At 35.2% G+C, this 20,177-nt stretch carries 23 protein-coding genes and 1 riboswitch; of the genes, 21 read left to right on the top strand and 2 right to left on the bottom strand.

The genetic code is table 11. The features are described 5' to 3' along the window. The first annotated feature begins 41 nt into the window (after positions 1 to 41). The 5 genes from CDIMF43_RS04035 (at position 42) to CDIMF43_RS04055 (ending at position 4,612) form a co-directional block, all read left to right on the top strand. Positions 42 to 1,307 carry a UDP-N-acetylglucosamine 1-carboxyvinyltransferase gene (locus CDIMF43_RS04035; protein WP_074402332.1) on the top strand — a complete coding sequence of 422 codons (1,266 nt, stop codon included), beginning with the start codon at positions 42 to 44 and terminating at the stop codon, positions 1,305 to 1,307. Between the two features lie 14 nt (positions 1,308 to 1,321). Next, a complete protein-coding gene (gene rho, locus CDIMF43_RS04040) occupies positions 1,322 to 2,617 on the top strand; it encodes a transcription termination factor Rho (RefSeq protein ID WP_074402333.1) in 1,296 nt (431 codons plus the stop codon). A gap of 132 nt (positions 2,618 to 2,749) precedes the next feature. After that, positions 2,750 to 3,013 (top strand): type B 50S ribosomal protein L31, encoded by a 264-nt coding sequence (locus tag CDIMF43_RS04045; RefSeq protein WP_034571636.1) that lies wholly within the window; start codon positions 2,750 to 2,752, stop codon positions 3,011 to 3,013. 343 nt (positions 3,014 to 3,356) lie between these two features. Then, positions 3,357 to 3,644, top strand: a complete 288-nt coding sequence (locus CDIMF43_RS04050) for a hypothetical protein (RefSeq protein WP_109841260.1) — start codon at positions 3,357 to 3,359, stop codon at positions 3,642 to 3,644. Positions 3,645 to 3,889: 245 nt separating this feature from the next. Then, entirely contained in the window at positions 3,890 to 4,612 is a 723-nt protein-coding gene (locus CDIMF43_RS04055) for a class A sortase (protein WP_109841261.1), read from the top strand. 42 nt (positions 4,613 to 4,654) lie between these two features. On the opposite strand, the gene CDIMF43_RS04060 is transcribed toward CDIMF43_RS04055, so the two are convergent. Then, positions 4,655 to 5,434: an SMI1/KNR4 family protein gene (locus tag CDIMF43_RS04060; protein WP_109841262.1), complete on the bottom strand. Its 780-nt coding sequence runs from the start codon at positions 5,432 to 5,434 to the stop codon at positions 4,655 to 4,657. A 220-nt stretch (positions 5,435 to 5,654) separates the two neighbouring features. Here CDIMF43_RS04060 and CDIMF43_RS04065 point away from each other — a divergent pair, with 220 nt between their 5' ends. The 15 genes from CDIMF43_RS04065 (at position 5,655) to CDIMF43_RS04135 (ending at position 18,303) form a co-directional block, all read left to right on the top strand. Then, positions 5,655 to 6,128 carry a Dps family protein gene (locus CDIMF43_RS04065; protein WP_109841263.1) on the top strand — a complete coding sequence of 158 codons (474 nt, stop codon included), beginning with the start codon at positions 5,655 to 5,657 and terminating at the stop codon, positions 6,126 to 6,128. Between the two features lie 141 nt (positions 6,129 to 6,269). Beyond that, a complete protein-coding gene (locus CDIMF43_RS04070; protein WP_034571614.1) occupies positions 6,270 to 6,824 on the top strand; it encodes a LemA family protein in 555 nt (184 codons plus the stop codon). Positions 6,825 to 6,976: 152 nt separating this feature from the next. Continuing rightward, positions 6,977 to 7,870, top strand: a complete 894-nt coding sequence (htpX, locus tag CDIMF43_RS04075; protein ID WP_109841264.1) for a zinc metalloprotease HtpX — start codon at positions 6,977 to 6,979, stop codon at positions 7,868 to 7,870. 149 nt (positions 7,871 to 8,019) lie between these two features. Beyond that, positions 8,020 to 8,784: a hypothetical protein gene (locus CDIMF43_RS04080; RefSeq protein ID WP_074402342.1), complete on the top strand. Its 765-nt coding sequence runs from the start codon at positions 8,020 to 8,022 to the stop codon at positions 8,782 to 8,784. 187 nt (positions 8,785 to 8,971) lie between these two features. Next, positions 8,972 to 9,301 (top strand): DMT family transporter, encoded by a 330-nt coding sequence (locus CDIMF43_RS04085; RefSeq protein WP_074402343.1) that lies wholly within the window; start codon positions 8,972 to 8,974, stop codon positions 9,299 to 9,301. Beyond that, positions 9,298 to 9,615: a DMT family transporter gene (locus CDIMF43_RS04090; RefSeq protein WP_074402344.1), complete on the top strand. Its 318-nt coding sequence runs from the start codon at positions 9,298 to 9,300 to the stop codon at positions 9,613 to 9,615. Before CDIMF43_RS04085 ends, CDIMF43_RS04090 begins: the two co-directional genes overlap by 4 nt. A gap of 153 nt (positions 9,616 to 9,768) precedes the next feature. Further along, positions 9,769 to 10,860: a D-alanine--D-alanine ligase gene (locus CDIMF43_RS04095; RefSeq protein ID WP_109841265.1), complete on the top strand. Its 1,092-nt coding sequence runs from the start codon at positions 9,769 to 9,771 to the stop codon at positions 10,858 to 10,860. A 102-nt stretch (positions 10,861 to 10,962) separates the two neighbouring features. Next, the gene (locus CDIMF43_RS04100) at positions 10,963 to 12,342 is read left to right on the top strand and encodes a UDP-N-acetylmuramoyl-tripeptide--D-alanyl-D-alanine ligase (protein ID WP_109841266.1); all 1,380 of its coding nucleotides are present in this window, start codon (positions 10,963 to 10,965) and stop codon (positions 12,340 to 12,342) included. 84 nt (positions 12,343 to 12,426) lie between these two features. Beyond that, a complete protein-coding gene (locus tag CDIMF43_RS04105) occupies positions 12,427 to 13,119 on the top strand; it encodes a Bax inhibitor-1/YccA family protein (RefSeq protein WP_074402347.1) in 693 nt (230 codons plus the stop codon). A gap of 381 nt (positions 13,120 to 13,500) precedes the next feature. Continuing rightward, the gene (gene cshA / locus CDIMF43_RS04110; protein WP_162532908.1) at positions 13,501 to 15,120 is read left to right on the top strand and encodes a degradosome RNA helicase CshA; all 1,620 of its coding nucleotides are present in this window, start codon (positions 13,501 to 13,503) and stop codon (positions 15,118 to 15,120) included. Positions 15,121 to 15,421: 301 nt separating this feature from the next. After that, positions 15,422 to 15,775, top strand: coding sequence for a holo-ACP synthase (gene acpS, locus CDIMF43_RS04115; protein WP_074402349.1), 354 nt, complete (start codon positions 15,422 to 15,424; stop codon positions 15,773 to 15,775). Positions 15,776 to 15,806: 31 nt separating this feature from the next. Next, positions 15,807 to 16,919, top strand: a complete 1,113-nt coding sequence (gene alr, locus CDIMF43_RS04120) for an alanine racemase (RefSeq protein ID WP_109841268.1) — start codon at positions 15,807 to 15,809, stop codon at positions 16,917 to 16,919. A 135-nt stretch (positions 16,920 to 17,054) separates the two neighbouring features. Then, a complete protein-coding gene (locus CDIMF43_RS04125) occupies positions 17,055 to 17,318 on the top strand; it encodes a hypothetical protein (RefSeq protein WP_074402351.1) in 264 nt (87 codons plus the stop codon). A gap of 13 nt (positions 17,319 to 17,331) precedes the next feature. Then, positions 17,332 to 17,682, top strand: a complete 351-nt coding sequence (locus tag CDIMF43_RS04130; protein WP_034571581.1) for a type II toxin-antitoxin system PemK/MazF family toxin — start codon at positions 17,332 to 17,334, stop codon at positions 17,680 to 17,682. Positions 17,683 to 17,757: 75 nt separating this feature from the next. Further along, positions 17,758 to 17,805, top strand: a riboswitch (PreQ1 riboswitch). Between the two features lie 6 nt (positions 17,806 to 17,811). Then, on the top strand, positions 17,812 to 18,303 hold the full coding sequence (locus tag CDIMF43_RS04135; protein WP_074402352.1) for a QueT transporter family protein: 492 nt from the start codon (positions 17,812 to 17,814) through the stop codon (positions 18,301 to 18,303). A 61-nt stretch (positions 18,304 to 18,364) separates the two neighbouring features. Here the strand turns inward: CDIMF43_RS04135 and cbpA are convergent, their stop codons facing one another. Next, positions 18,365 to 19,006, bottom strand: a complete 642-nt coding sequence (gene cbpA / locus CDIMF43_RS04140; protein WP_034571575.1) for a cyclic di-AMP binding protein CbpA — start codon at positions 19,004 to 19,006, stop codon at positions 18,365 to 18,367. A gap of 224 nt (positions 19,007 to 19,230) precedes the next feature. On the opposite strand from cbpA, the gene CDIMF43_RS04145 reads away from it, so the two are divergent. Then, positions 19,231 to 19,929, top strand: coding sequence for an O-methyltransferase (locus CDIMF43_RS04145; protein ID WP_074402353.1), 699 nt, complete (start codon positions 19,231 to 19,233; stop codon positions 19,927 to 19,929). Positions 19,930 to 20,177: the final 248 nt, after the last annotated feature.

A 20,177-nucleotide genomic window follows, 5' to 3' on the forward strand; every position in this document is an offset into this window, starting at 1 on the left:
CTTAAATGATTGTTACTATAGAAAAGTGAGGATATAAATTTATGAAAAAATTAGTGATCAATGGCGGAAAGCCATTATCAGGTGAACTGACGATTAGTGGTGCTAAAAATAGTACCGTAGCACTGATTCCAGCAGCAATATTAGCCGATTCGCCAGTAACGTTAGAAGGGGTTCCAGACATCCAAGATGTTCATTCATTAATTGAAATATTAACGATTATGGGAGTTGAAGTTGATTTTAAAGGTTCAACTTTGACAATTGATCCAACAAACATGGTTTCAATTCCAATGCCAAGTGGAAAAATCAAGAGTCTAAGAGCTTCTTACTACTTTATGGGAGCTTTGTTAACTAAATACGGACAAGGTGTTGTAGGGCTCCCAGGAGGCTGTTTCTTAGGACCAAGACCAATCGATCAACACATTAAAGGTTTTGAAGCATTAGGCGCAACAGTTGATAATGAAATGGGTGCAATGTACTTAAGAACAAGTGAAGAAGGGTTAGTCGGCGCACGAGTTTATTTAGATGTCGTATCAATTGGAGCAACCATCAATTTAATGTTGGCAGCCGTTAAAGCAAAAGGCAAAACGATTATTGAAAATGCTGCCCGCGAGCCTGAAATTATTGATGTGGCAACCTTGCTAAACAATATGGGTGGAAAAGTTAGAGGTGCCGGAACCGACGTGATTCGAATTGAAGGCGTAGAAGAACTGCACGGCTGTCGTCACACCGTAATTCCTGATCGAATTGAAGCCGGAACGTACTTATCCATAGCAGGAGCAGTTGGAACGGATGTTGTTATTAAAAATGTTATTTTTGAACATTTAGAAGGATTAATCGCTAAAATGCAAGAAATGGGCGTTCCAATGGAAATCGGCGAAGATAGCATTCGGGTCTTGGAAGCTAAAAACTTAAAAATGGTTAGCGTTAAAACCTTGCCATATCCAGGATTTGCAACAGATTTACAACAACCCCTAACACCGTTACTACTAAAAGCGCAAGGAGAAGGTACGATTGTGGACACCATCTATCCAAAACGCGTTAAGCACATCCCTGAGTTAGTAAGAATGGGAGCAACTGCACGAGTAGAAAGCGATATGATTTTACTAGAAGGACCAGCCATTTTGAAAGGCGTAGAAGTAGAAGCGAGTGATTTAAGAGCAGGAGCATGCCTAGTAACAGCAGGATTAATGGCAGAAGGCACAACAACGATTACCGGAGTAGAAAACATCTTACGAGGCTATGACAATATTGTTGAAAAATTAACCAATTTAGGTGCAGATATTAAAATGAGTGAAATCGAAAACTAATAGGAGTTACGTATATGGGCGATTTATTAACATTAGCAGAACTAGAGAATAAAACATTAAAAGAGATTTACGGATTTGCAAAGGCATTTAAAATTCCATACTATAGTCAAATGAACAAAAAAGAACTCTCATTAGCTGTATTGAGAATGCAAGAAGAAAAGCAAGGTTTTTTTATCGCAGAAGGGGTCTTGGATATTGTCTCGCAAGAAGGCTTCGGTTTTTTACGCCCAATTAATTACACACCAAGCCAAGAAGATATTTATATTTCAGTGTCACAAATCAGACGTTTTGGATTGCGAAATGGAGATAAAATTACAGGAAAAGCGAGACCACCTAAACCGTCAGAGCGTTACTACGGTTTAATGCATGTAAACTCAGTGAATGGGAAGAATCCAGAAGAAGCAAAAGAACGCCCTCATTTTCCTGCATTGACGGCCTTATATCCAGACAAACAAATCCACTTAGAAACAGAACAAACAAGAATTCCAACACGAATGGTCGATATTTTAGCCCCAGTAGGGTTTGGTCAAAGAGGACTGATTGTAGCCCCACCTAAAGCGGGGAAAACTATTTTACTAAAGGAAATTGCCAATGGAATTTCAAAAAACTATCCCGATGCCGAACTCATTATTTTACTGATTGACGAACGACCAGAAGAAGTAACGGATATTGAACGTAGTGTTAAAGGAGATGTCGTGTCCTCCACCTTTGACCAAAAACCTGAAAACCATGTTAGAGTAACAGAATTAGTACTGGAACGTGCGATGCGCTTAGTCGAAGATAAGCGTGACGTGATTATTTTAATGGATAGTATCACAAGACTTGCAAGAGCTTATAACCTAGTAGTCCCACCAAGCGGTCGAACATTAAGCGGCGGAATCGATCCAGCTGCATTTTATCGTCCGAAACGCTTCTTTGGAGCGGCTCGAAATATTGAAGAAGGTGGAAGTTTAACGATACTAGCGACAGCCTTAGTTGATACAGGAAGTCGAATGGATGATATTATCTATGAAGAATTTAAAGGAACTGGAAATTCAGAATTGCATCTTTCACGAGAATTAGCCGAACGTCGAATCTTTCCAGCAATTGATATTAAAAAATCAAGTACCAGAAAAGAAGATCTGCTAATGGATTCAGAACGATTAGAAGAAATCTGGAAACTAAGACGAGCAATGACGGGTGATTCATTAGAATACACCAATAAATTGATTACGATTCTTAAAAAAACCAAGACCAATAATGAGTTCTTTAAACAGTTTACAGATGAAACCTTCAGCCAAAATAAATTGCGTCGTCCAACAAAAAAGTAAAAAAATAGAACAAGAAACTAAAAGAAAATAGATTGCAATCTAACAAAGTTCATGGTATTATTTTAATGTTGTCATTAGACAAAAAATAACTCTGGTACAGCAAATGAATCAGGGCAAAGGAGCGAATAAGATATGAAACAAGGAATTCATCCAGAATACCATCCAGTAGTTTTCATGGACTCAACAACAGGTTTTAAATTCTTGTCAGGTTCTACAAAACACTCACAAGAAACTGTTGAATGGGAAAATGGCGAAACTTACCCATTAATCCGTGTCGAAATTACATCTGACTCACATCCATTCTATACTGGGCGTCAAAAATTCACCCAAGCAGACGGACGTGTGGATCGTTTCAACAAAAAATACGGTCTTGCAGACGCAAACGCAGCAGAATAAGAAAGATAGCTTAAAGATTCACTTGAATTACTGTTATAGCAGTAATTCAAGTGAATCTTTTTTTGTTTCTTTGAGTAGGATTAACCCATTTTGTAATGATTTTTTAACGGTTTAACTTTTATTTTTTTGAGAATGAAGCATAATTTAATTACATTCGTTTTTAAAAAAGGAATGTTGACATGAAAAAGCTTTTGATTGCTTATTTGATTGTGATTTTGGCAGGATGTAGCCAATCAAGTATAGAAACAAAAAAATAGAGGATCAGAATACGGGTTTAAGGAATAAGCCTGATAAATCTGATCAAAAATTAAAAATTAGTCAACTAACAGGGACTTGGCTTTCTATGGAAGATAATTATGAAATAGAAGTTTCTGAAACACAAGAAGCAAATGTTTACAAATTAGAATTTAAGAACAATGACGCGGATGGTGATGATGGTCTAGCTAGTTTAACGACCGATGATGCTGTATTAGCAGTTGAGAATGAGAAGTTTTCCTTTACATCTGAAAGTCATAAACTAAACTATTCTTTTATTATTGACAGTAGTGGCCGAGCAACATTTTTTTTTAGTACACTAGTTGAAAAAGAACCAGGGATATCTCGGCCAACAAAAATGGAGAAAATAAACTAGCAAAAAGTAGAAAGTATTTTTAATCCACAATTCAAAAATCACCAAATTTAAGGAAGAGGATAGTAGCTATAAAAAGAAATCCAATTTACACTAAATAATGAATCTTAGTGATTAGTGGGTAACCCCTTAGCATCAGAAATTCCGGAATTTTTTCAATCGTTAAAAAAAAGTAAAGCAACTATCCAAAAGAAAGAATTTAAGTTATACTATTACTACTATTATGTAAAAAGTGAGGAAACTAAAAAATGGTTAAAAATAAACAGCAAAAAAGTACCAAAAACAAGGTAATCAATGTTTTAGCAGGTTTGCTACTGATTATTGGTTTGCTTTTAATATTTAGTAACCCAATAAAATACTGGATCATCGGTCAAATGTCTAATAAAAATGCGGTCTCTAATGTATCAGCAGCAAGTATTGAAAAAAATAATCAAACCAAAGGTGAATTTGATTTTGATAAAGTAGTAGATTTAGATTTAGAAACAATCGCTAAAGCAAGACTATATCAAGATAAAATGGCTGTTGTAGGTGGAATTGCGATACCGGGAGTAAACATTAACTTGCCAATTATAAAAGGTGTTTCTAATTATAATTTAGCAGTTGGGGCAGGAACTATGAAAGAAGATCAAGTGATGGGAGAAGGAAATTACGCCTTAGCGGGGCATAACATGATCGATAAAGATTTACTATTTAGTCCCTTATACAAATTAAAGATGGATGATGAGATCTATTTAACTGATTTAACAGATGTCTATGTTTACAAAACCTCGTTTATTGAAACCGTCAATCCAGATCGTGTTGATTTAATTGATGATGTTGAAGGGAAAACCTTATTGACATTAGTTACATGTAATCCAGATGGCTCAAAACGTTTAGTTGTGCAAGGTGAATTTGTCAAAAAAGTACCTATTAAAAGTGCAACAAAAGAAATGAAAAAAGCATTTGATATTGAAAAAAATGTGACTAAATAAAAAACAAGCAAGGCGCCCAACAAAGGCGTTTTGCTTGTTTTTTTAGTTCTCTTTCAATTCTTTTAAAATAGCAACTAAAGTAGGCGAGTTTTTTTGAGTTTCAAGACTTAAAAAAATAGAGACTAAGTCATTTACAGATTCGGGTAATTTTGAATGGAAATAGAAAACTTGAGTTTCGAATGCTTGAAGAGAAGCGGCAACAAGCGATGGTTGCTTGGACTTGGCAAGATAAGCAAGCCAGTTAAAGTACCATTCTTTATGAATGGTTGTTTCAAAGCGAGTTAACAATTCTTCAATTTCAAAATTTTCTCCAATCAAAAAAATATGATTAGCCTCAATTAAAGAGAGTTCTTTTGCATCATTTAAAGTAAATGAATCTTTACGCAACAAAAGCAAAAATTCTTCAAATGAATCGGCTAAGTATAGCCATTGATCCGTATCTGTATCAATATAACGAATTTTAGGTTCTCCATTTGTATTTAAAATGGAATAATCAAAACCAAAAAATTGTTCATTTTGATAACTAAAAACAATAAAATAATCAGGTAAATGAAAAGCTTCATGAAGTTCTTTTTGCTCAAGAATACTAGGTGTCCCCTCTTTTTGGATACCTAAAATAGTATGAATTGCTACCATATCAAGTCCGTCACGAGTCGGTTCGCTGGTTGGTAGAGCATTTTTAGTTAAGTAACCTCCATTTTGTTCGTCCAATAAGTGCAGGTAAGCTTTAGGGAGTTCTTTTATGGTGTAATGGTTGAAAAATGGACTAGTTGAGACTGAATAGTTAGTAGTTGGGAAAAAAGACGTTTCAATAAAATACATAAGCTCATCCTTTCGTTAAAATACTCAGTTTATCATAGCATTGAAGCTACCTAAATGACAAGATTCTTTAAAGGCTATTTATTGTATTTCAGCTATTGAAAAGTTATAATTAAAGGAACAGAAGCTTTCTTGTCGGAATGAATGGACAAAAGAGTCGTTTTACTTTATAATAATTATAAAGTAAGAATTTATTTAAAAAACAATTGGAGGATGAAAAAACATGCAAAAAACGAATATTGATGTCAAAGCTATTTTAAACAAACAGGTAGCCAATCACGGAGTTTTATATACAAAGTTCCATCAACATCATTGGTACGTACAAGGAGCTAGTTTTTATACACTTCATGAAAAATTTGAAGAATTATTTAACAGCATTGCAGCAAATAGCGATGAAATTGCAGAACGTTTAATTGCGATTGGAGGCGCACCGTATTCAACACTAGCTGAATATTTGGAACACGCATCAATCGAAGAAAAACCCTACAAAAAAAAAATCAGTGCCAATGACATGGTAGCTTCAGTTGTTCATGATTACCGCATTATTCGTGATGAAATCAGCGAAGGAATCGAATTAACAGGGGAAGCTGGCGATGATTCAACACAAGATATGTTGATTGCCTACAAAACTGAAATTGAAAAAAATATTTGGATGTTACAAGCCTTCTTAGATCAATCACCATTAGAAGGAGAGTAAGGATCTTTAAAATTGTAGGTTTTGCTTAAAACCTACAATTTTTTTACGGTTTAGTTAAGAAAACTTAACGGAAACTTTGCTTTCCTTTTAGAGAATTCTTTGCTATATTTAAACTATAAAAACACAAGGGAGCGATTTGGTATGGGATTAATTATTGCAATTGTTATTATCGTATTACTAGTACTAGTTTACATTAGTTTATATAATGGTCTAGTTAAAGCAAGAATGTGGGTTAAAGAAGCATGGAGCCAAATCGACGTTCAATTAAAACGCCGTAATGATTTAATTCCGAACCTAGTAGAAACAGTTAAAGGGTATGCAAGTCACGAAAAAGAAACCCTAGCTAAAGTAGTTGAAATGCGTAACCAATTAACACAAGTTCCAGCAGATAACCACGAAGAAACAATGAAAGTCTCAAATCAATTAAGCGATTCATTAAAAACAATATTTGCCTTAAGTGAAAGCTATCCTGACTTAAAAGCAAACCAAAACTTTATCCAATTACAAGAAGAATTAACAACAACTGAAAATAAAATTGCCTATGCGCGCCAACTGTATAATTCAAGTGTAGCGACATACAACATTAAACTACAATCATTCCCAAGCAACATTGTTGCTAAAGCACATCACTTTACAGAAGAAGCGATGTTAGAAACACCAACAGAAGAAAAAGTTGTTCCAAAAGTATCCTTCTAATTGAACAAAAGGTCTATCTTTCGACAAAGGTAGACCTTTTATCAAATAAAAGGATAGTGACCCTTAGTGGTTAAAGTCAGGGGAAACTCCTTTCTTTTTCGCAAGGGTTTTTTCTTATCATAAAAATAGTTGTATAGAAAAGAGGGATTTTTGTGTTACATCAACAAATTGAGCAAAATAAACGGAAGACCGTGCTTGTCATGTTTGCATTTTTTCTTTTGATTTTGCTAATTGGTGCAGCCGTGGGATATGCTAACTTCAATAGCATTACAACTGGAATCATTATGGCGGCAATTATTGCTGCGATTTACATGGGAATCATGGTTTTAAATTCAACTAAAGTTGTAATGGGATTGAATAAAGGCAGGGAAATAACTAGTAAAGAGCAGTACCCAATGTTGTGGAATGTAGTAGAAGAACTATCTTTGATTGCAAAAATTCCGATGCCGAAAATTTATATCATCGATGATCCAAGTCCAAACGCTTTTGCAGCAGGAAATTCTCCAGAAACGGCATCAGTGGCAGCGACGACTGGTATTTTAGAGAAGTTGAACCGAGAAGAATTAGAGGGCGTTATGGCTCACGAAGTTTCACATATCCGAAACTATGATATTCGTTTATCGACTATTGCACTAGCGTTAACAGCAGCTATTGCACTATTGGCTAATATTGGGACAAGAATGATGTGGTTTGGTGGAGGGCGACGTAGCAGCAATAGCAAAAATGACAATGGAAGCTCTGCAATTATGTTGGTTATTTCAATTATTTTGATGATTCTAGCTCCCTTAGCTGCAACCTTAGTTCAGCTTGCTCTTTCTCGTAATCGCGAATATTTAGCAGATGCGTCTGCAGTCGAATTAACAAGAAATCCTCAAGGGTTAATTTCTGCATTAAATAAAATTTCTCAAAGCGAACCAATGAAATCAGCAGATCCAAGTAGCGCAGCATTATACATTGAAAATCCGTTAAAAAAAGAAAGCAAAGATTCCTTATTTTCAACGCACCCAGCTACTGAAAAAAGAATTGCACGATTAGAAGCGATGTAAATCCATTTTGTAATCAGATTGACGCAATCCTTGTGTTTCGAATTCAAACTGTAATAGTCTTATCATGGTTTTGATACAGATTAGTTTCTTGTTTAGTAGTACAATGTTATTTATAAGACAAAAATCGAATAGGAGGGGTAAATCATATCATGGCTTCAGAATATATATACGTACATTTAGATAGTGTTACGAACCATGTGTTGAGTAAGGGCATTACGGTGGTTGACTTTCAGCAAACACTAAAAAAAATACCTAACAACATTCTCCTCCTAAATACTGAAAAAGGAATTGGAGAATACGAAACTCATACAGGATTTCGTATCGTTCGTGACCGTGAAAATGTACGTCGGTTTTTAGAAGAAGCTGGTCGTTCAGAAATTAAGTACAAATGGGTGGATTTTGAAAATTTAGAACTATTACGTCAACTGACACCTGTTGAAATTTCAGAGCTTCTTTATATTGCGCATGCACATACACACTTGCATTCTCCATTTTATTATAAGTTACAAAACAACTATATTTATTTGACGTTGTCAGATGGCATGAATAAAGTTTATTATCGTTATTTAGATCAATTTTATAATTTGCTTGGAAAAAGTATCAGAGAAGCATTAGAAGCTAAAATTAACGAAAAACGAAATTTTTTCCAGAAAAGCAAAGTCATTGAAAAACTCCCATTAGAAACAATCAAAGAAATTGTTCCCTACCTAAAAGAAGGCGTGCTTCTTTCTTTGAAACATGTTACCGTGGAGGGGGATTGTTACTGCATTCCAATTTATTTGTTAGAAGATCGCTTGCGAGCAATTAATACAAATAGTTTTTCTGGAAAAGACCTAGTTGGAGTGGTTTGTTACAATCAAGAGACTGGTAGTTGGACAGTTGAAGAAAAGTTACCCTTATTATCAAGTATTTAATTAAATTATAGAGATGTTTGAGAGAATTTCGGCCTTAGAATGTGCCACGCATTCTAGGGCTTTTTTCTTTTTATTTTAGAAAGAACAGGAGAGAATAAAATGTATTTGAAAAAGATTCCAACTGGCGATGGCTGAATTAAAAAAGTAAAAAACAATAAAAAAATAGAAAAGAAACGGGGAAATGAAAATGGAATGGATTTATTTATTAATTGCAGGCGTGCTAGAAATTGTTTGGGCTTATTTTTTAAATGAATCAAACGGTTTTACGGTTCTGCTTCCAAGTATAATTGCGATCGTGTTTATTATCATTAGTTTTGTTGCCTTAGAAAAAGCCATGAGAAAATTAGGTATCGGCGTAGCCTATGCTATTTTTACAGGAATTGGAACAGCAGGGACAGCTTTAATGGGCATGCTTTGGTTAGGCGAAAATGTGAGTTTTTGGAAAATTATTTCATTATTAATTTTATTGGGCGGTATCTTAGGGTTGAAAATGACTGAGGACGGTGATGAAAAATGAGTATCTTATATTTAATAATTGCAGGAGCATGTGAACTGGGTTTTATTATTTTTCTAAAAAAATCAGATGGATTCAAAAATAAAAAAGAAGGTATTCTTTCTGTTATCATTATGGGAACAGGATTGTACTTGCTGTCATTAGCAACTCGAACCATCCCAATCGGCGTAGCCTACGCAATTTGGACAGGAATTGGCGCCTCTTCGACAGTCTTGTGGGGAATGTTTTTCCTTGGAGAAAATCGAAATTGGAAAAAATTCTTATTTGTAGGCATGATTATAATCGGGGTAATCGGTTTGAAATTAACCTCACATTAGAAGATGAAATTTGAGAATCTTAAGCGAAACTTAGAGATTGATGAGACATTTTATTATTTCAAGGATAACAAAAGTGTGATACAATACCTTTGAATTAATGTAAAAAATAACTAAAAAAATAAACTTTGAGTAACACTTGGAGGAACGAATAAGATGAAAATCTTTCTAATCTATGGCGGTAAAAGTGCAGAACATGATGTCTCAATTTTAACAGCCTTTTCAATCACTAAAGAAATTTACTATAAATATTATGATGTTGAACCTATTTATATTACAAAATCAGGCAAATGGCTACAAGGTATGACTTTAGAATCCCCTGTCATCAGTGCGGATGCATTAAAATTTGAAGAAGCCGGTGAAGCTGTTCTGGCGATTAAAGAGGGAGCAATTTCGACTGGCGTTGAAATCAGCCCAATAAGTATCAAACAAGAGGACGCTGTTATTTTCCCAGTCCTACACGGACCAAATGGAGAAGATGGGACCATTCAGGGATTATTTGAAGTGATTGGAATGCCTTATGTAGGCGCTGGAGTTTTAGCAAGTGCATGTGGAATGGATAAAATTATCAGCAAATATCTTTTTCAACAAGCAGGTCTTCCTCAAGTACCATACGTTCCGGTTTTAAAAAATAACTGGTCAACAGATGCTGAAAAAGTCTTTATGCAATGTGAAGGAACGCTTTTATATCCAATGTTTATAAAGCCAGCTAATATGGGATCAAGCGTAGGAATTAGCAAAGCTGGAAATCGTGAAGAATTGATTGATGCGATTGAAGAAGCTTTAAAATATGATCGTCGTATCGTTGTAGAACAAGGAATTGAAGCAAGAGAACTTGAAGTAGCAGTTCTTGGGAATTCAGATATTCATACATCCGTTCCAGGAGAAATCGTTAAAACCGTTGATTTTTATGACTATGAGTCTAAATACATCAACAACGAAGTAACGTTACAGATTCCAGCAAAAGTAACTGAAGAAGTATCGGGTCAATTAAGAGAGTACGCAGCAAGAGCCTTCCAAACACTTGACGGAAGTGGTTTAAGTCGTTGTGATTTCTTTTTAACTAGCAACGATGAAATTTTTATCAATGAAGTCAATACAATGCCTGGCTTTACTCAATTTAGCATGTATCCATTATTATGGGAAAATACTGGTTTAGGTTACGGAGATTTAGTTGAAGAATTGATTCAATTAGCCCTAAGAAGATTTGAAGAGCGTCAAGCTTTTCAGTATTCAGAAGAAAGCTAATTTGATGGGATAGTAGAAAAGCTGGACGCGAATGTGTTCAGCTTTTCGAGTATAATAAACGGTAAAATCGACCGATTACGATTTTAAACTGGAGGAAAAAGAATGAAGTTAACACTGAAAGAAATTGCTCAAGCAGTAGGGGCAGTAAATGATAGTACACAATGGGAAGACCTTACAATTGAGAACGTTCAATTTGACACACGTAAATCAACGAAAGGTTCTTTATTTGTTCCTCTTAAGGGAGCAAATGATGGACACGATTTTATTCACAGCGCGATTGAAAATGGTGCAACTGCATCTTTTTGGAGTGCACCATTAGATCAAGCTCCAGCACATTTTCCAGTTATCCAAGTTGAAGATTCATTACTAGCCTTACAACAACTTGCAAAATATTACCTTGAAAAAATTGGACCTAAAGTTGTTGGAATTACGGGGAGCAATGGCAAAACTACGACAAAAGATATGACAGAAGCTGTTTTAAGTGCAAAGTACAACGTTCATAAAACGCAAGGGAATTTTAATAACCATATTGGCTTGCCGATTACGATTTTAGAAATGCCTTCAGACACAGAAGTAGTGATTTTAGAAATGGGCATGAACCATGCTGGAGAAATTGAATTGCTTTCTAAGCTAGCACAACCCGATATTGCGGTCATTACAATGATTGGCGAGTCCCATATTGAATACTTGGGATCAAGAGCAGGAATTGCGGATGCTAAGATGGAAATCACAGCCGGCTTAAAAGAAACCGGTTGTCTGATTTTCCCAGGGGAAGAGCCGCTGCTAGTCGAAAAAACAAGTAATCTACCCACAAAACAACTTGCTACTTTTGGAATGAAAGAGACGAATGATCTTTATCCACTTACGATTCAATCTGGAATGATGGAAACAACCTTTATAACAAATACAGCGCCAGAAGTCAGCTGCTCCATTCCGGTTCTTGGCACATATAATGTTAGCAATGCACTTGCTGCGTTAACTGTGGGAATAAAGTTAGCGATTCCTATTCAAGAGTCAGCACCGTTCTTGGCAAAATTTAATTTAACAAAAAATAGAACAGAATGGCTAAAAGGGATTAACAACAGTATGATTTTAAATGATGCTTACAACGCAAATCCCACTGCAATGAACGCCGTCTTAGATAATTTTAGTGAATTAGAAAATCAAGGGAAAAAAATAGCTGTCTTAGGAGACATGTTGGAGTTGGGCGAGCTTTCAAAAGAAATGCATGAAAGCGTAGCTGAGCATTTAAATCCGAAAAAAATTTCAGAAGTCTATTTATATGGAACAGAAATGAGTGTTCTTTTTGCTAAATTAACATCCACTTTTTCACCAGAGAAAGTTCATTATTATGCAGCAGATAAAGAGCAGTTGATTGCAGATTTAACAGAGTCTATTCAATCAAATGACCACATCTTAGTGAAATCAAGTTTTGGAACGAATCTTTTAGCGGTTGTTACAGCGATTCAAACGATCGATTGAATCAGTCTTTGGACGGAGTGCAACCATCGGAACTTTCTGTTATACTATTAGGTATAATAAATTAGATTTAAAGGGGTAGATACAATGCAAAATCAACGAAGAGAAGTAGCTACAGAAGGAATGTCACGCTTCTTTGCTACTGTTTATGGATATATGACGCTAGGGTTAGCACTATCAGGCGTGACAGCTTTTTATGCATCACAAAGCCCGATCATTATGAGATTTGTTTACGGCAGTCCATTTGGTCTGATTGCATTAGTTGTTTTAGAACTGTTCTTAGTTTTTAAACTAGCATCTAATGGCAAAAAATTACGATCAGTAGGTTCTTCCATTGTAGGATTCACTGCATTTTCAATCGTGAATGGAGTCTTATTGTCTTCAATTTTCCTTGTTTATAACTTGGGAAGCATTGCTTCTGCATTTATGATCACAGCTGGAACATTTGCTGGGATGAGTTTTGTAGGATTCGTAACGAAAAAAGACATGAGTTCATTCGGCGGACAATTACGAGGTGCGTTAATCGGATTGATTATTGCAACCGTTGTAAACGGCTTTATTTTGAAAAGCGGACCAGCAGATTTCGTGCTATCAATTATCACCGTTTTAATCTTTATCGGATTTACAGCATATGATACACAAAAACTAAAACAAATTTACATGCACTACCAAGATCAAGAAACGCTTGGATCAATTGCCATTAGTGGCGCATTAAGTTTATATTTAGATTTCATCAACATTTTCTTGAGTATTTTAAGAATTTTTGGCGGAAGAGACTAAGAGAAGGGCTAGCAATAGCCTTTCTTTTTTTATTTATAACAAAAAAAGAAAAAATTTTCTTGTATTTTAGATGTCGTAAATAAAAATAGAAAACGTGTTCATGAAAACAATAGTGTAATTTGATTGAAAATTAGAATGAAACATGGTAACATTGCTTAGATAACAGAAAATGAAACCATTGAGGGTTTTGTGAATAGATACGCGAGAAAACGAAACTTGGAGAAACAAACCCAAGTTTTTATATGAAATGAAGGGCCTGGTGCATGACGAAATCGTCAATCAGACACCGGGTTTTTATATGGACTGACAGCAGAAGGTTTTTTTATTGCCTGTATTTCGCAAAAATCTCTCTTTAAGGTTTTGTAAATGGGAGGAAATATATTGAAATTTTCAGAATTAGGATTATCACCAGAATTACTACAATCCGTAGAACGCTTAGGCTTTGAGGAAGCAACACCAATTCAAGATCAAACCATTCCACTAGCTTTAGAAGGAAAAGATGTAATTGGTCAAGCACAAACAGGTACAGGTAAAACAGCAGCATTTGGTTTACCAATGCTACAAAAAATCGACATTACCAATCGTACTGTCCAAGGTTTAGTTATTGCGCCAACACGTGAATTAGCAATTCAAACACAAGAAGAATTGTTCCGTTTAAGCCGTGATAAAAAAGTTCGCGTACAAGTAGTTTATGGTGGAGCTGATATCAGCCGTCAAATCCGTGCTTTAAAAGACCAACCACATATCGTTGTTGGTACACCAGGTCGTTTACTTGACCATATCAACCGTCGCACATTAAAATTAGATCACGTTGAAACTCTAGTATTAGATGAAGCAGATGAAATGTTAAACATGGGATTCTTAGAAGATATCGAAAAAATCATCAAAGAAGTACCATCAATTCGTCAAACATTATTATTCTCAGCAACGATGCCAGATGCTATCAAACGTATCGGTGTTAAATTTATGAAAGAGCCAGAACATGTTAAAATCAAAGCAACCGAAATGACGGCTAACTTGATTGATCAATATTTCGTTCGTTGTAAAGACTTCGAAAAATTTGATGTGATGACTCGTTTACTAGATGTGCAAACTCCAGAATTAACCATCGTATTTGGACGTACAAAACGTCGCGTTGATGAATTGTCTAAAGGATTAGAAATGCGCGGTTACCGTGCTGAAGGAATCCACGGAGATTTATCACAACAAAAACGTATGAGTGTTTTGAAATCGTTCAAAAAAGGCGATTTAGATATTTTAGTTGCAACCGATGTAGCAGCTCGTGGATTAGATATTTCGGGAGTTACGCATGTATACAACTATGATATTCCACAAGATCCAGAAAGTTATGTTCACCGTATCGGTCGTACAGGACGTGCTGGTAAAGAAGGGATGTCAGTAACATTCATTACACCAAATGAAATGGGCTACCTACGAGTAATTGAAGAATTAACGAAGAAAAAAATGACTGCATTACGTCCACCAACCAATGATGAAGCTTTCGAAGGCCAAATCAAAGCAGCAATGGAAACAGCAGGAGAAATTATTAATTCTGCTGAATTAGAACGTTATGAAAAAGCAGCAGCACAATTATTAGAAGATTATGATGCAACTGACTTAGCAGCAGCATTCTTGAAGAGTATTTCAAAAGATGCAAGCGAAGTTCCAGTTAAAATCACCCCAGAGCGTCCACTTCCAAACCGTAAAGGTGGCGGCGGTGGCGGTGGCAACCGTAGTGGTGGCGGCCGTAGTAAAGGTGGTTCATCATACCGTGGTGGCGAACGTCGTGGAAACGGCGGAGGCAACCGCTCAGGTAAAGATAATCGTCGCAGTGGTGGCGGAGCTAGCTCTAATGGAAATTGGAGTAAAGATAGCAAACGTAGTAGCAGTAACGGAAGTGGCGAAGCTCGTAAGAGTGGTGGCGGCAACCGTGGTAAAGCAACAGATAACCGTCGCAATGGTGGCGGAGATCGCAACTTTACGATTCGTAATAAAGATTAATTTTCAAGAAGCAACTTCTATTTCTATAGAAGTTGCTTCTTTTTTTGCTCTAAAAGCGATGAAAATTAGACTTTAATCAACGTAAAGAAATTCTGTTATTAAGGAAAAATAAAAAAAATAAGATAACAACTCATAAATATTAATGTTTATCAGAATAATAGTGGTTAAAAGGTGACAAAAGTATTTTTTTTTGATAAAATTACTGCTAGTAACACTTATTAAAGGTTTGCGAACTTTTACCGCTTTTTAAATCAATGGTAAGTAAGCCAATTAGAAATGATACATAAAAGAGGGATTCTAAATGATTATTGGCATTGGTTTAGATTTAACTGAAATTCCACGAATTGTTAAAGCATATGAAAAGCAAGTCAGTTTTCCATTGAAAGTATTAACTGAAAATGAACAGCAAGTATTCAATCAATTAAAAGGAAAGCGCAAGATGGAATTTCTGGCGGGAAGATTTGCTGCCAAAGAGGCCTTTTCAAAAGCCTTGGGAACAGGAATTGGCAAAGTTGGTTTTTTGGATATTGAAGTATTGAATGATGAAATGGGCAAGCCACGTATTACTAAATCACCATTCAATGGAAATGTTTTTATTACCATTACCCATACAGACACCGTTGCTGCAGCTCAAGTGATCTTGGAAAATACCTAATATTTTGCTACAAAATAAAGGTGGGATTTTTTTGGTTTCAGGAATGCATCGCAAGACATACGCAAGAATTAGCAAAAAAGCAATTGAACATAATTTAAAAATTGAACAAACAAGACTAGGAGATGACTGTGAATTATTTGCAGTTGTAAAAGCAGATGGTTATGGGCATGGGGCAGTTGAGGTTGCCAAAATTGCGAAAGATACTGGGGTATCTGGGTTTTGTGTTGCATTATTAGACGAGGCATTAGAATTAAGGAAGGCTGGAATTACCGAACCTATTCTAATCTTAGGAATTGTTGATGCAGAATTTGCGCCTATTATAGCAGCTGAAAATGTAAGTGTGACAGTGAGTAGTTTAGCGTGGCTAAAAGAAGCTGAAAAAAGAATGATACAACAAAAAGAACCATTACGTGTTCATTTAGCGGTAGACACTGGAATGGGAAGAATTGGGTTTAGAACAGTTTCAGAATTGAAAGAGGTAGAAAACGATCTAAATCAATCTGAATCAGTTGTATTTGAAGGCATTTTCACACATTTTGCTACAGCAGACGAGGCCGATGAAACACAATTTAATAAACAATTGAAGATTTTCAATGAATTAGTAGCGAGTCTAAACAACAAACCGAAATTTATTCATGTTGCAAATAGCGCAACTGCGTTGTGGCATCAACAAGTACCAACGAATTTAGTTCGTTATGGAATTGCTATGTATGGTTTAAATCCATCAGGAACGACTTTATCATCAGCGGTTTCTTTAGAACCTGCAATGGAATTGATTAGTGAACTGGTACATGTAAAACAAATTCAAGCAGGCGATACCGTTAGTTATGGTGCTACTTACGAAGCGAACAAGGCTGAATGGGTAGGGACGATTCCAATCGGTTATGCGGATGGCTGGCGTAGAAGCTTACAAGGACAAACTGTATTGGTTGACGGAAATCGCTGTGAAATTATCGGACGAATTTGTATGGATCAATGTATGATTCGTTTGCCAAGAGAATATCCAGTTGGAACCCAAGTGGTTTTAGTTGGGAAAAGTGGGACAGATCAAGTAACGATGGAAGAATTAGCAGAACATTTGGACACAATTAGTTATGAAATCATATGTGGTTTAACATTACGAGTACCTCGAATTTATGTTTAATTTGTGAACGGAATTTCTGATAAATTTTACATATGCCAAATAATTCAAAAAGGACTATTTAAAAGTTTTATTTTTCATGGTACCATAAAACGAAAGCTATAAAATTTAACATAGCACTGTTTGGGGGTATGGATCATGGAAAATGAAAAAATAGAATCATTAGAAATTAAATTAGATGGCTTAATTTATCAAGAAATCCAAGAATATTGTACAAAATATTCAGCCGATGAAACGGAATTTGTCAACGCTGTAATGATTCGTTTTTTTAAAGAAAATAAAAAAAATCATGATACCATGCGCAAAGGATACGCAGAAATGTCTGAAATTAACCTTGATATCTGTAATGAATTTGAAGGTTGTGAAAAAGACGTAAGTTCAAAGTTTGAACAAGGTATCTAGGGAGGAATAGCCTATGGTAAAACGGGGAGAAGTTTATTTTGCAGACTTATCACCGGTAGTTGGATCAGAACAAGGCGGAATGCGTCCTGTTTTAATTATCCAAAATAATGTTGGGAATCATTATAGTCCGACAGTTATTGTTGCAGCTATCACTGCAAAAATTCAAAAAGCAAAAATGCCTACCCATGTCGAGGTGTCAGCTGAAAATCATGGTTTAGAAAGAGATTCAGTTATCTTATTGGAGCAAATTAGAACAATTGACAAACAACGACTTAAAGATAAAGTGACTCAAATTGATTTTCAATTAATGCAAAAGGTCGATGAAGCATTGGAAATCAGCGTGGGACTTACTGGAAGTGTTTGATACTTATATAAAATCATCTGTTTAAAGCAGATGATTTTTTTCTGTTATATGCTATACTAATCAAGAGCTTGTCTCATAAACGTGGTTCATTCATACCATCCCACGAAAAAAAACTAGGAGGAAATAGCAGTGAAAACAAAAACGTTAGTTACAAACGCCATTGTTGCTGCACTATATGTTGCAGTAACAGCGGTATTAGCTCCGTTATCTTTTGGAGCAGTACAACTTAGATTTGCTGAGATGTTCAATCATCTGGTAGTCTTTAATAAAAAGTATATTATTGGAATCGTAGCTGGAGTCTTTATTTCAAATTTATTTTTCTCCTCCCTTGGAGTCTATGACTTGGTGTTTGGTGTTGGGCAATCGTTGCTGGCTTTGTTAATCACTAGTGGATTGATTCGGAAAATAAATAATGTCTGGATTAAGATGACGATTAATACAATCATTTTCAGCCTCACTATGGCAATTATTGCATGGGAACTTGTTTTGGTATTTGGATTGCCATTTTGGGCAACCTATTTAACCACAGGAATTGGCGAAATGATTGTTCTAGTACTGACAATGCCGGTGATGAAAGTCTTAAATGACTACCTAGATTTTAATCGTAGAATTGAAAAATAAAAAAGAAGACGTTGCTAAACTAGTCATTAGTTTAGCAATGTCTTCTTTTTAGGAAATAAGTTTAATTTAAATGTTTTAAATCTTCAATCTCAACGACTCTAAAACCACGTTTATCAAGATGCTCGATAATTTGATCGCGTTTTTCTTCTTCAACGCCAGCAGGCAAGGTAATCATTGTGCGACGGACTAAATCATCTTGCTCAACGTCAAGTGTAATACAACTTGCAATGGTACAGTATTTATTGATGATTTTAGTCATATTACTTAAATCGCCTTTTAAACCAGAAGAAGCTATAGTTAGAACATAACTACCTACTTTAACATTCCAAGATTGTTGGAGCATGTTTAAAAGAGAACTATGGGTTAAGATTCCATAAAAGCGATTTTCTTCATCCAATACAGAAATATAAGGCAATTCTTTGATTGTAAAGAACACTTTAAAGAATGAAGAATCAACAGAAATGAATTTAGTCGCATTTTTAAGCAAATGAGTAACAGGTAAACTCATATCTCCGCCATTCGCTTTATGACGGTAAATGTGCATTTTATAAATATTACCTCGGAAAATAGTTCCGGTTTCGTCAAGAATTGGAATACAACGGTAACCAGAATTTTCCAAAATTTCAATAGCTTCTTGAAGAGTAACGGTTTCCTTAACAGTCGTTAATTTTTTCTTAGGAATACAAAGTGATTTTATTAACATCATCGTATCCTCCTTTATAATTTAATGAGTTGATGAAAAGGCTCTACTCCTTTGATAATACCATATAAAGAGCTAGAGTAAAATGTTTTCAACTAGATTTGCAAAGAAATATAAAACTTTTTTTCATTAAAAGCTTGTGTCTTGTGGAGTAGAATTTTATAATAGAACAAGTTTCTAAATAAATTCTCTTAAAATATAGTATAAATAAGAAAGTAGGCTTTTAAATGGCACGAAATGAAATGATGTATCGACCAGTTGTAAACCAAGATGTCCTAGAGTTTATTCGAAAACAACAAAAACCACTTGCAGGAGAGCTTGGTGAAATAGAAAGAACTGCAAATGCTAACGGAGTTCCAATTATTCCACACGAAACAGTAGTATTCTTAAACTTATTGCTAGGACAATTGAAACCAAAAAACATTCTAGAAATCGGAGCAGCAATCGGATTTTCTTCTAGCCTAATGGCTCAGCATGTTGGAGAGGAGGGACATGTTACAACCATTGATCGTTTTGACGTGATGATAAATAAAGCAAAAGCAAACTATGAAAAATTAGGTTTAACGGACAAAGTTACTCTATTAGAAGGACAAGCATCGGATATCTTACCTACTTTAGAAGGACCGTACGATTTTATTTTTATGGATAGTGCGAAATCAAAATACTATGATTTCTTTCCAGAATGTATGCGCCTGTTAAAAGTAGGAGGAATGTTGATTGTAGACGATGTTTTACAAGGCGGGACAATTTTACTTCCTAAAGAAGAAATACCAAAACGATCAAGAGCAATCCATCGAAAACTAAATGCTTTTTTAGATGTAGTAATGAAACATGATGCATTAGAAAGTAGCATCCTACCACTGGGAGACGGTCTATTAATGATTGTCAAAAAAGATGAAACAGATTTTTCATATTTAATTGAATAAAAAAAGACTAAAAAGACTGTTTATACAGAAAAATAGTCTTTTTAATTTTGTGAAAATCCTTTTAAACAACAGTTTTTCAATGAAATATGCAAAAAAACAAAAAAATGTATAAAAAAGTGTTGACGAAATGCTGAAATCTTGGTATATTATTACATGTCGCTAGGACGTAACAACAACTTAGCGAAAAAGAAAATTAAAAAAGTTGTTGACACAAACTTCTAAACGTGCTAATATATAGAAGTTGTCAA

The organism is Carnobacterium divergens, assembly GCF_900258435.1.
GTDB lineage: Bacteria > Bacillota > Bacilli > Lactobacillales > Carnobacteriaceae > Carnobacterium > Carnobacterium divergens_A.

Bases quoted from the DNA above. Each gene is read 5' to 3' on its own strand.
- CDIMF43_RS04035 (WP_074402332.1), top strand. From the start codon at position 42: ATGAAAAAATTAGTGATCAATGGCGGAAAGCCATTATCAGGTGAACTG.
- rho (WP_074402333.1), top strand. From the start codon at position 1,322: ATGGGCGATTTATTAACATTAGCAGAACTAGAGAATAAAACATTAAAA.
- CDIMF43_RS04045 (WP_034571636.1), top strand. From the start codon at position 2,750: ATGAAACAAGGAATTCATCCAGAATACCATCCAGTAGTTTTCATGGAC.
- CDIMF43_RS04050 (WP_109841260.1), top strand. From the start codon at position 3,357: ATGGAAGATAATTATGAAATAGAAGTTTCTGAAACACAAGAAGCAAAT.
- CDIMF43_RS04055 (WP_109841261.1), top strand. From the start codon at position 3,890: ATGGTTAAAAATAAACAGCAAAAAAGTACCAAAAACAAGGTAATCAAT.
- CDIMF43_RS04060 (WP_109841262.1), bottom strand. From the start codon at position 5,434: ATGTATTTTATTGAAACGTCTTTTTTCCCAACTACTAACTATTCAGTC.
- CDIMF43_RS04065 (WP_109841263.1), top strand. From the start codon at position 5,655: ATGCAAAAAACGAATATTGATGTCAAAGCTATTTTAAACAAACAGGTA.
- CDIMF43_RS04070 (WP_034571614.1), top strand. From the start codon at position 6,270: ATGGGATTAATTATTGCAATTGTTATTATCGTATTACTAGTACTAGTT.
- CDIMF43_RS04080 (WP_074402342.1), top strand. From the start codon at position 8,020: ATGGCTTCAGAATATATATACGTACATTTAGATAGTGTTACGAACCAT.
- CDIMF43_RS04085 (WP_074402343.1), top strand. From the start codon at position 8,972: ATGGAATGGATTTATTTATTAATTGCAGGCGTGCTAGAAATTGTTTGG.
- CDIMF43_RS04090 (WP_074402344.1), top strand. From the start codon at position 9,298: ATGAGTATCTTATATTTAATAATTGCAGGAGCATGTGAACTGGGTTTT.
- CDIMF43_RS04095 (WP_109841265.1), top strand. From the start codon at position 9,769: ATGAAAATCTTTCTAATCTATGGCGGTAAAAGTGCAGAACATGATGTC.
- CDIMF43_RS04100 (WP_109841266.1), top strand. From the start codon at position 10,963: ATGAAGTTAACACTGAAAGAAATTGCTCAAGCAGTAGGGGCAGTAAAT.
- CDIMF43_RS04105 (WP_074402347.1), top strand. From the start codon at position 12,427: ATGCAAAATCAACGAAGAGAAGTAGCTACAGAAGGAATGTCACGCTTC.
- acpS (WP_074402349.1), top strand. From the start codon at position 15,422: ATGATTATTGGCATTGGTTTAGATTTAACTGAAATTCCACGAATTGTT.
- CDIMF43_RS04125 (WP_074402351.1), top strand. From the start codon at position 17,055: ATGGAAAATGAAAAAATAGAATCATTAGAAATTAAATTAGATGGCTTA.
- CDIMF43_RS04130 (WP_034571581.1), top strand. From the start codon at position 17,332: ATGGTAAAACGGGGAGAAGTTTATTTTGCAGACTTATCACCGGTAGTT.
- cbpA (WP_034571575.1), bottom strand. From the start codon at position 19,006: ATGTTAATAAAATCACTTTGTATTCCTAAGAAAAAATTAACGACTGTT.
- CDIMF43_RS04145 (WP_074402353.1), top strand. From the start codon at position 19,231: ATGGCACGAAATGAAATGATGTATCGACCAGTTGTAAACCAAGATGTC.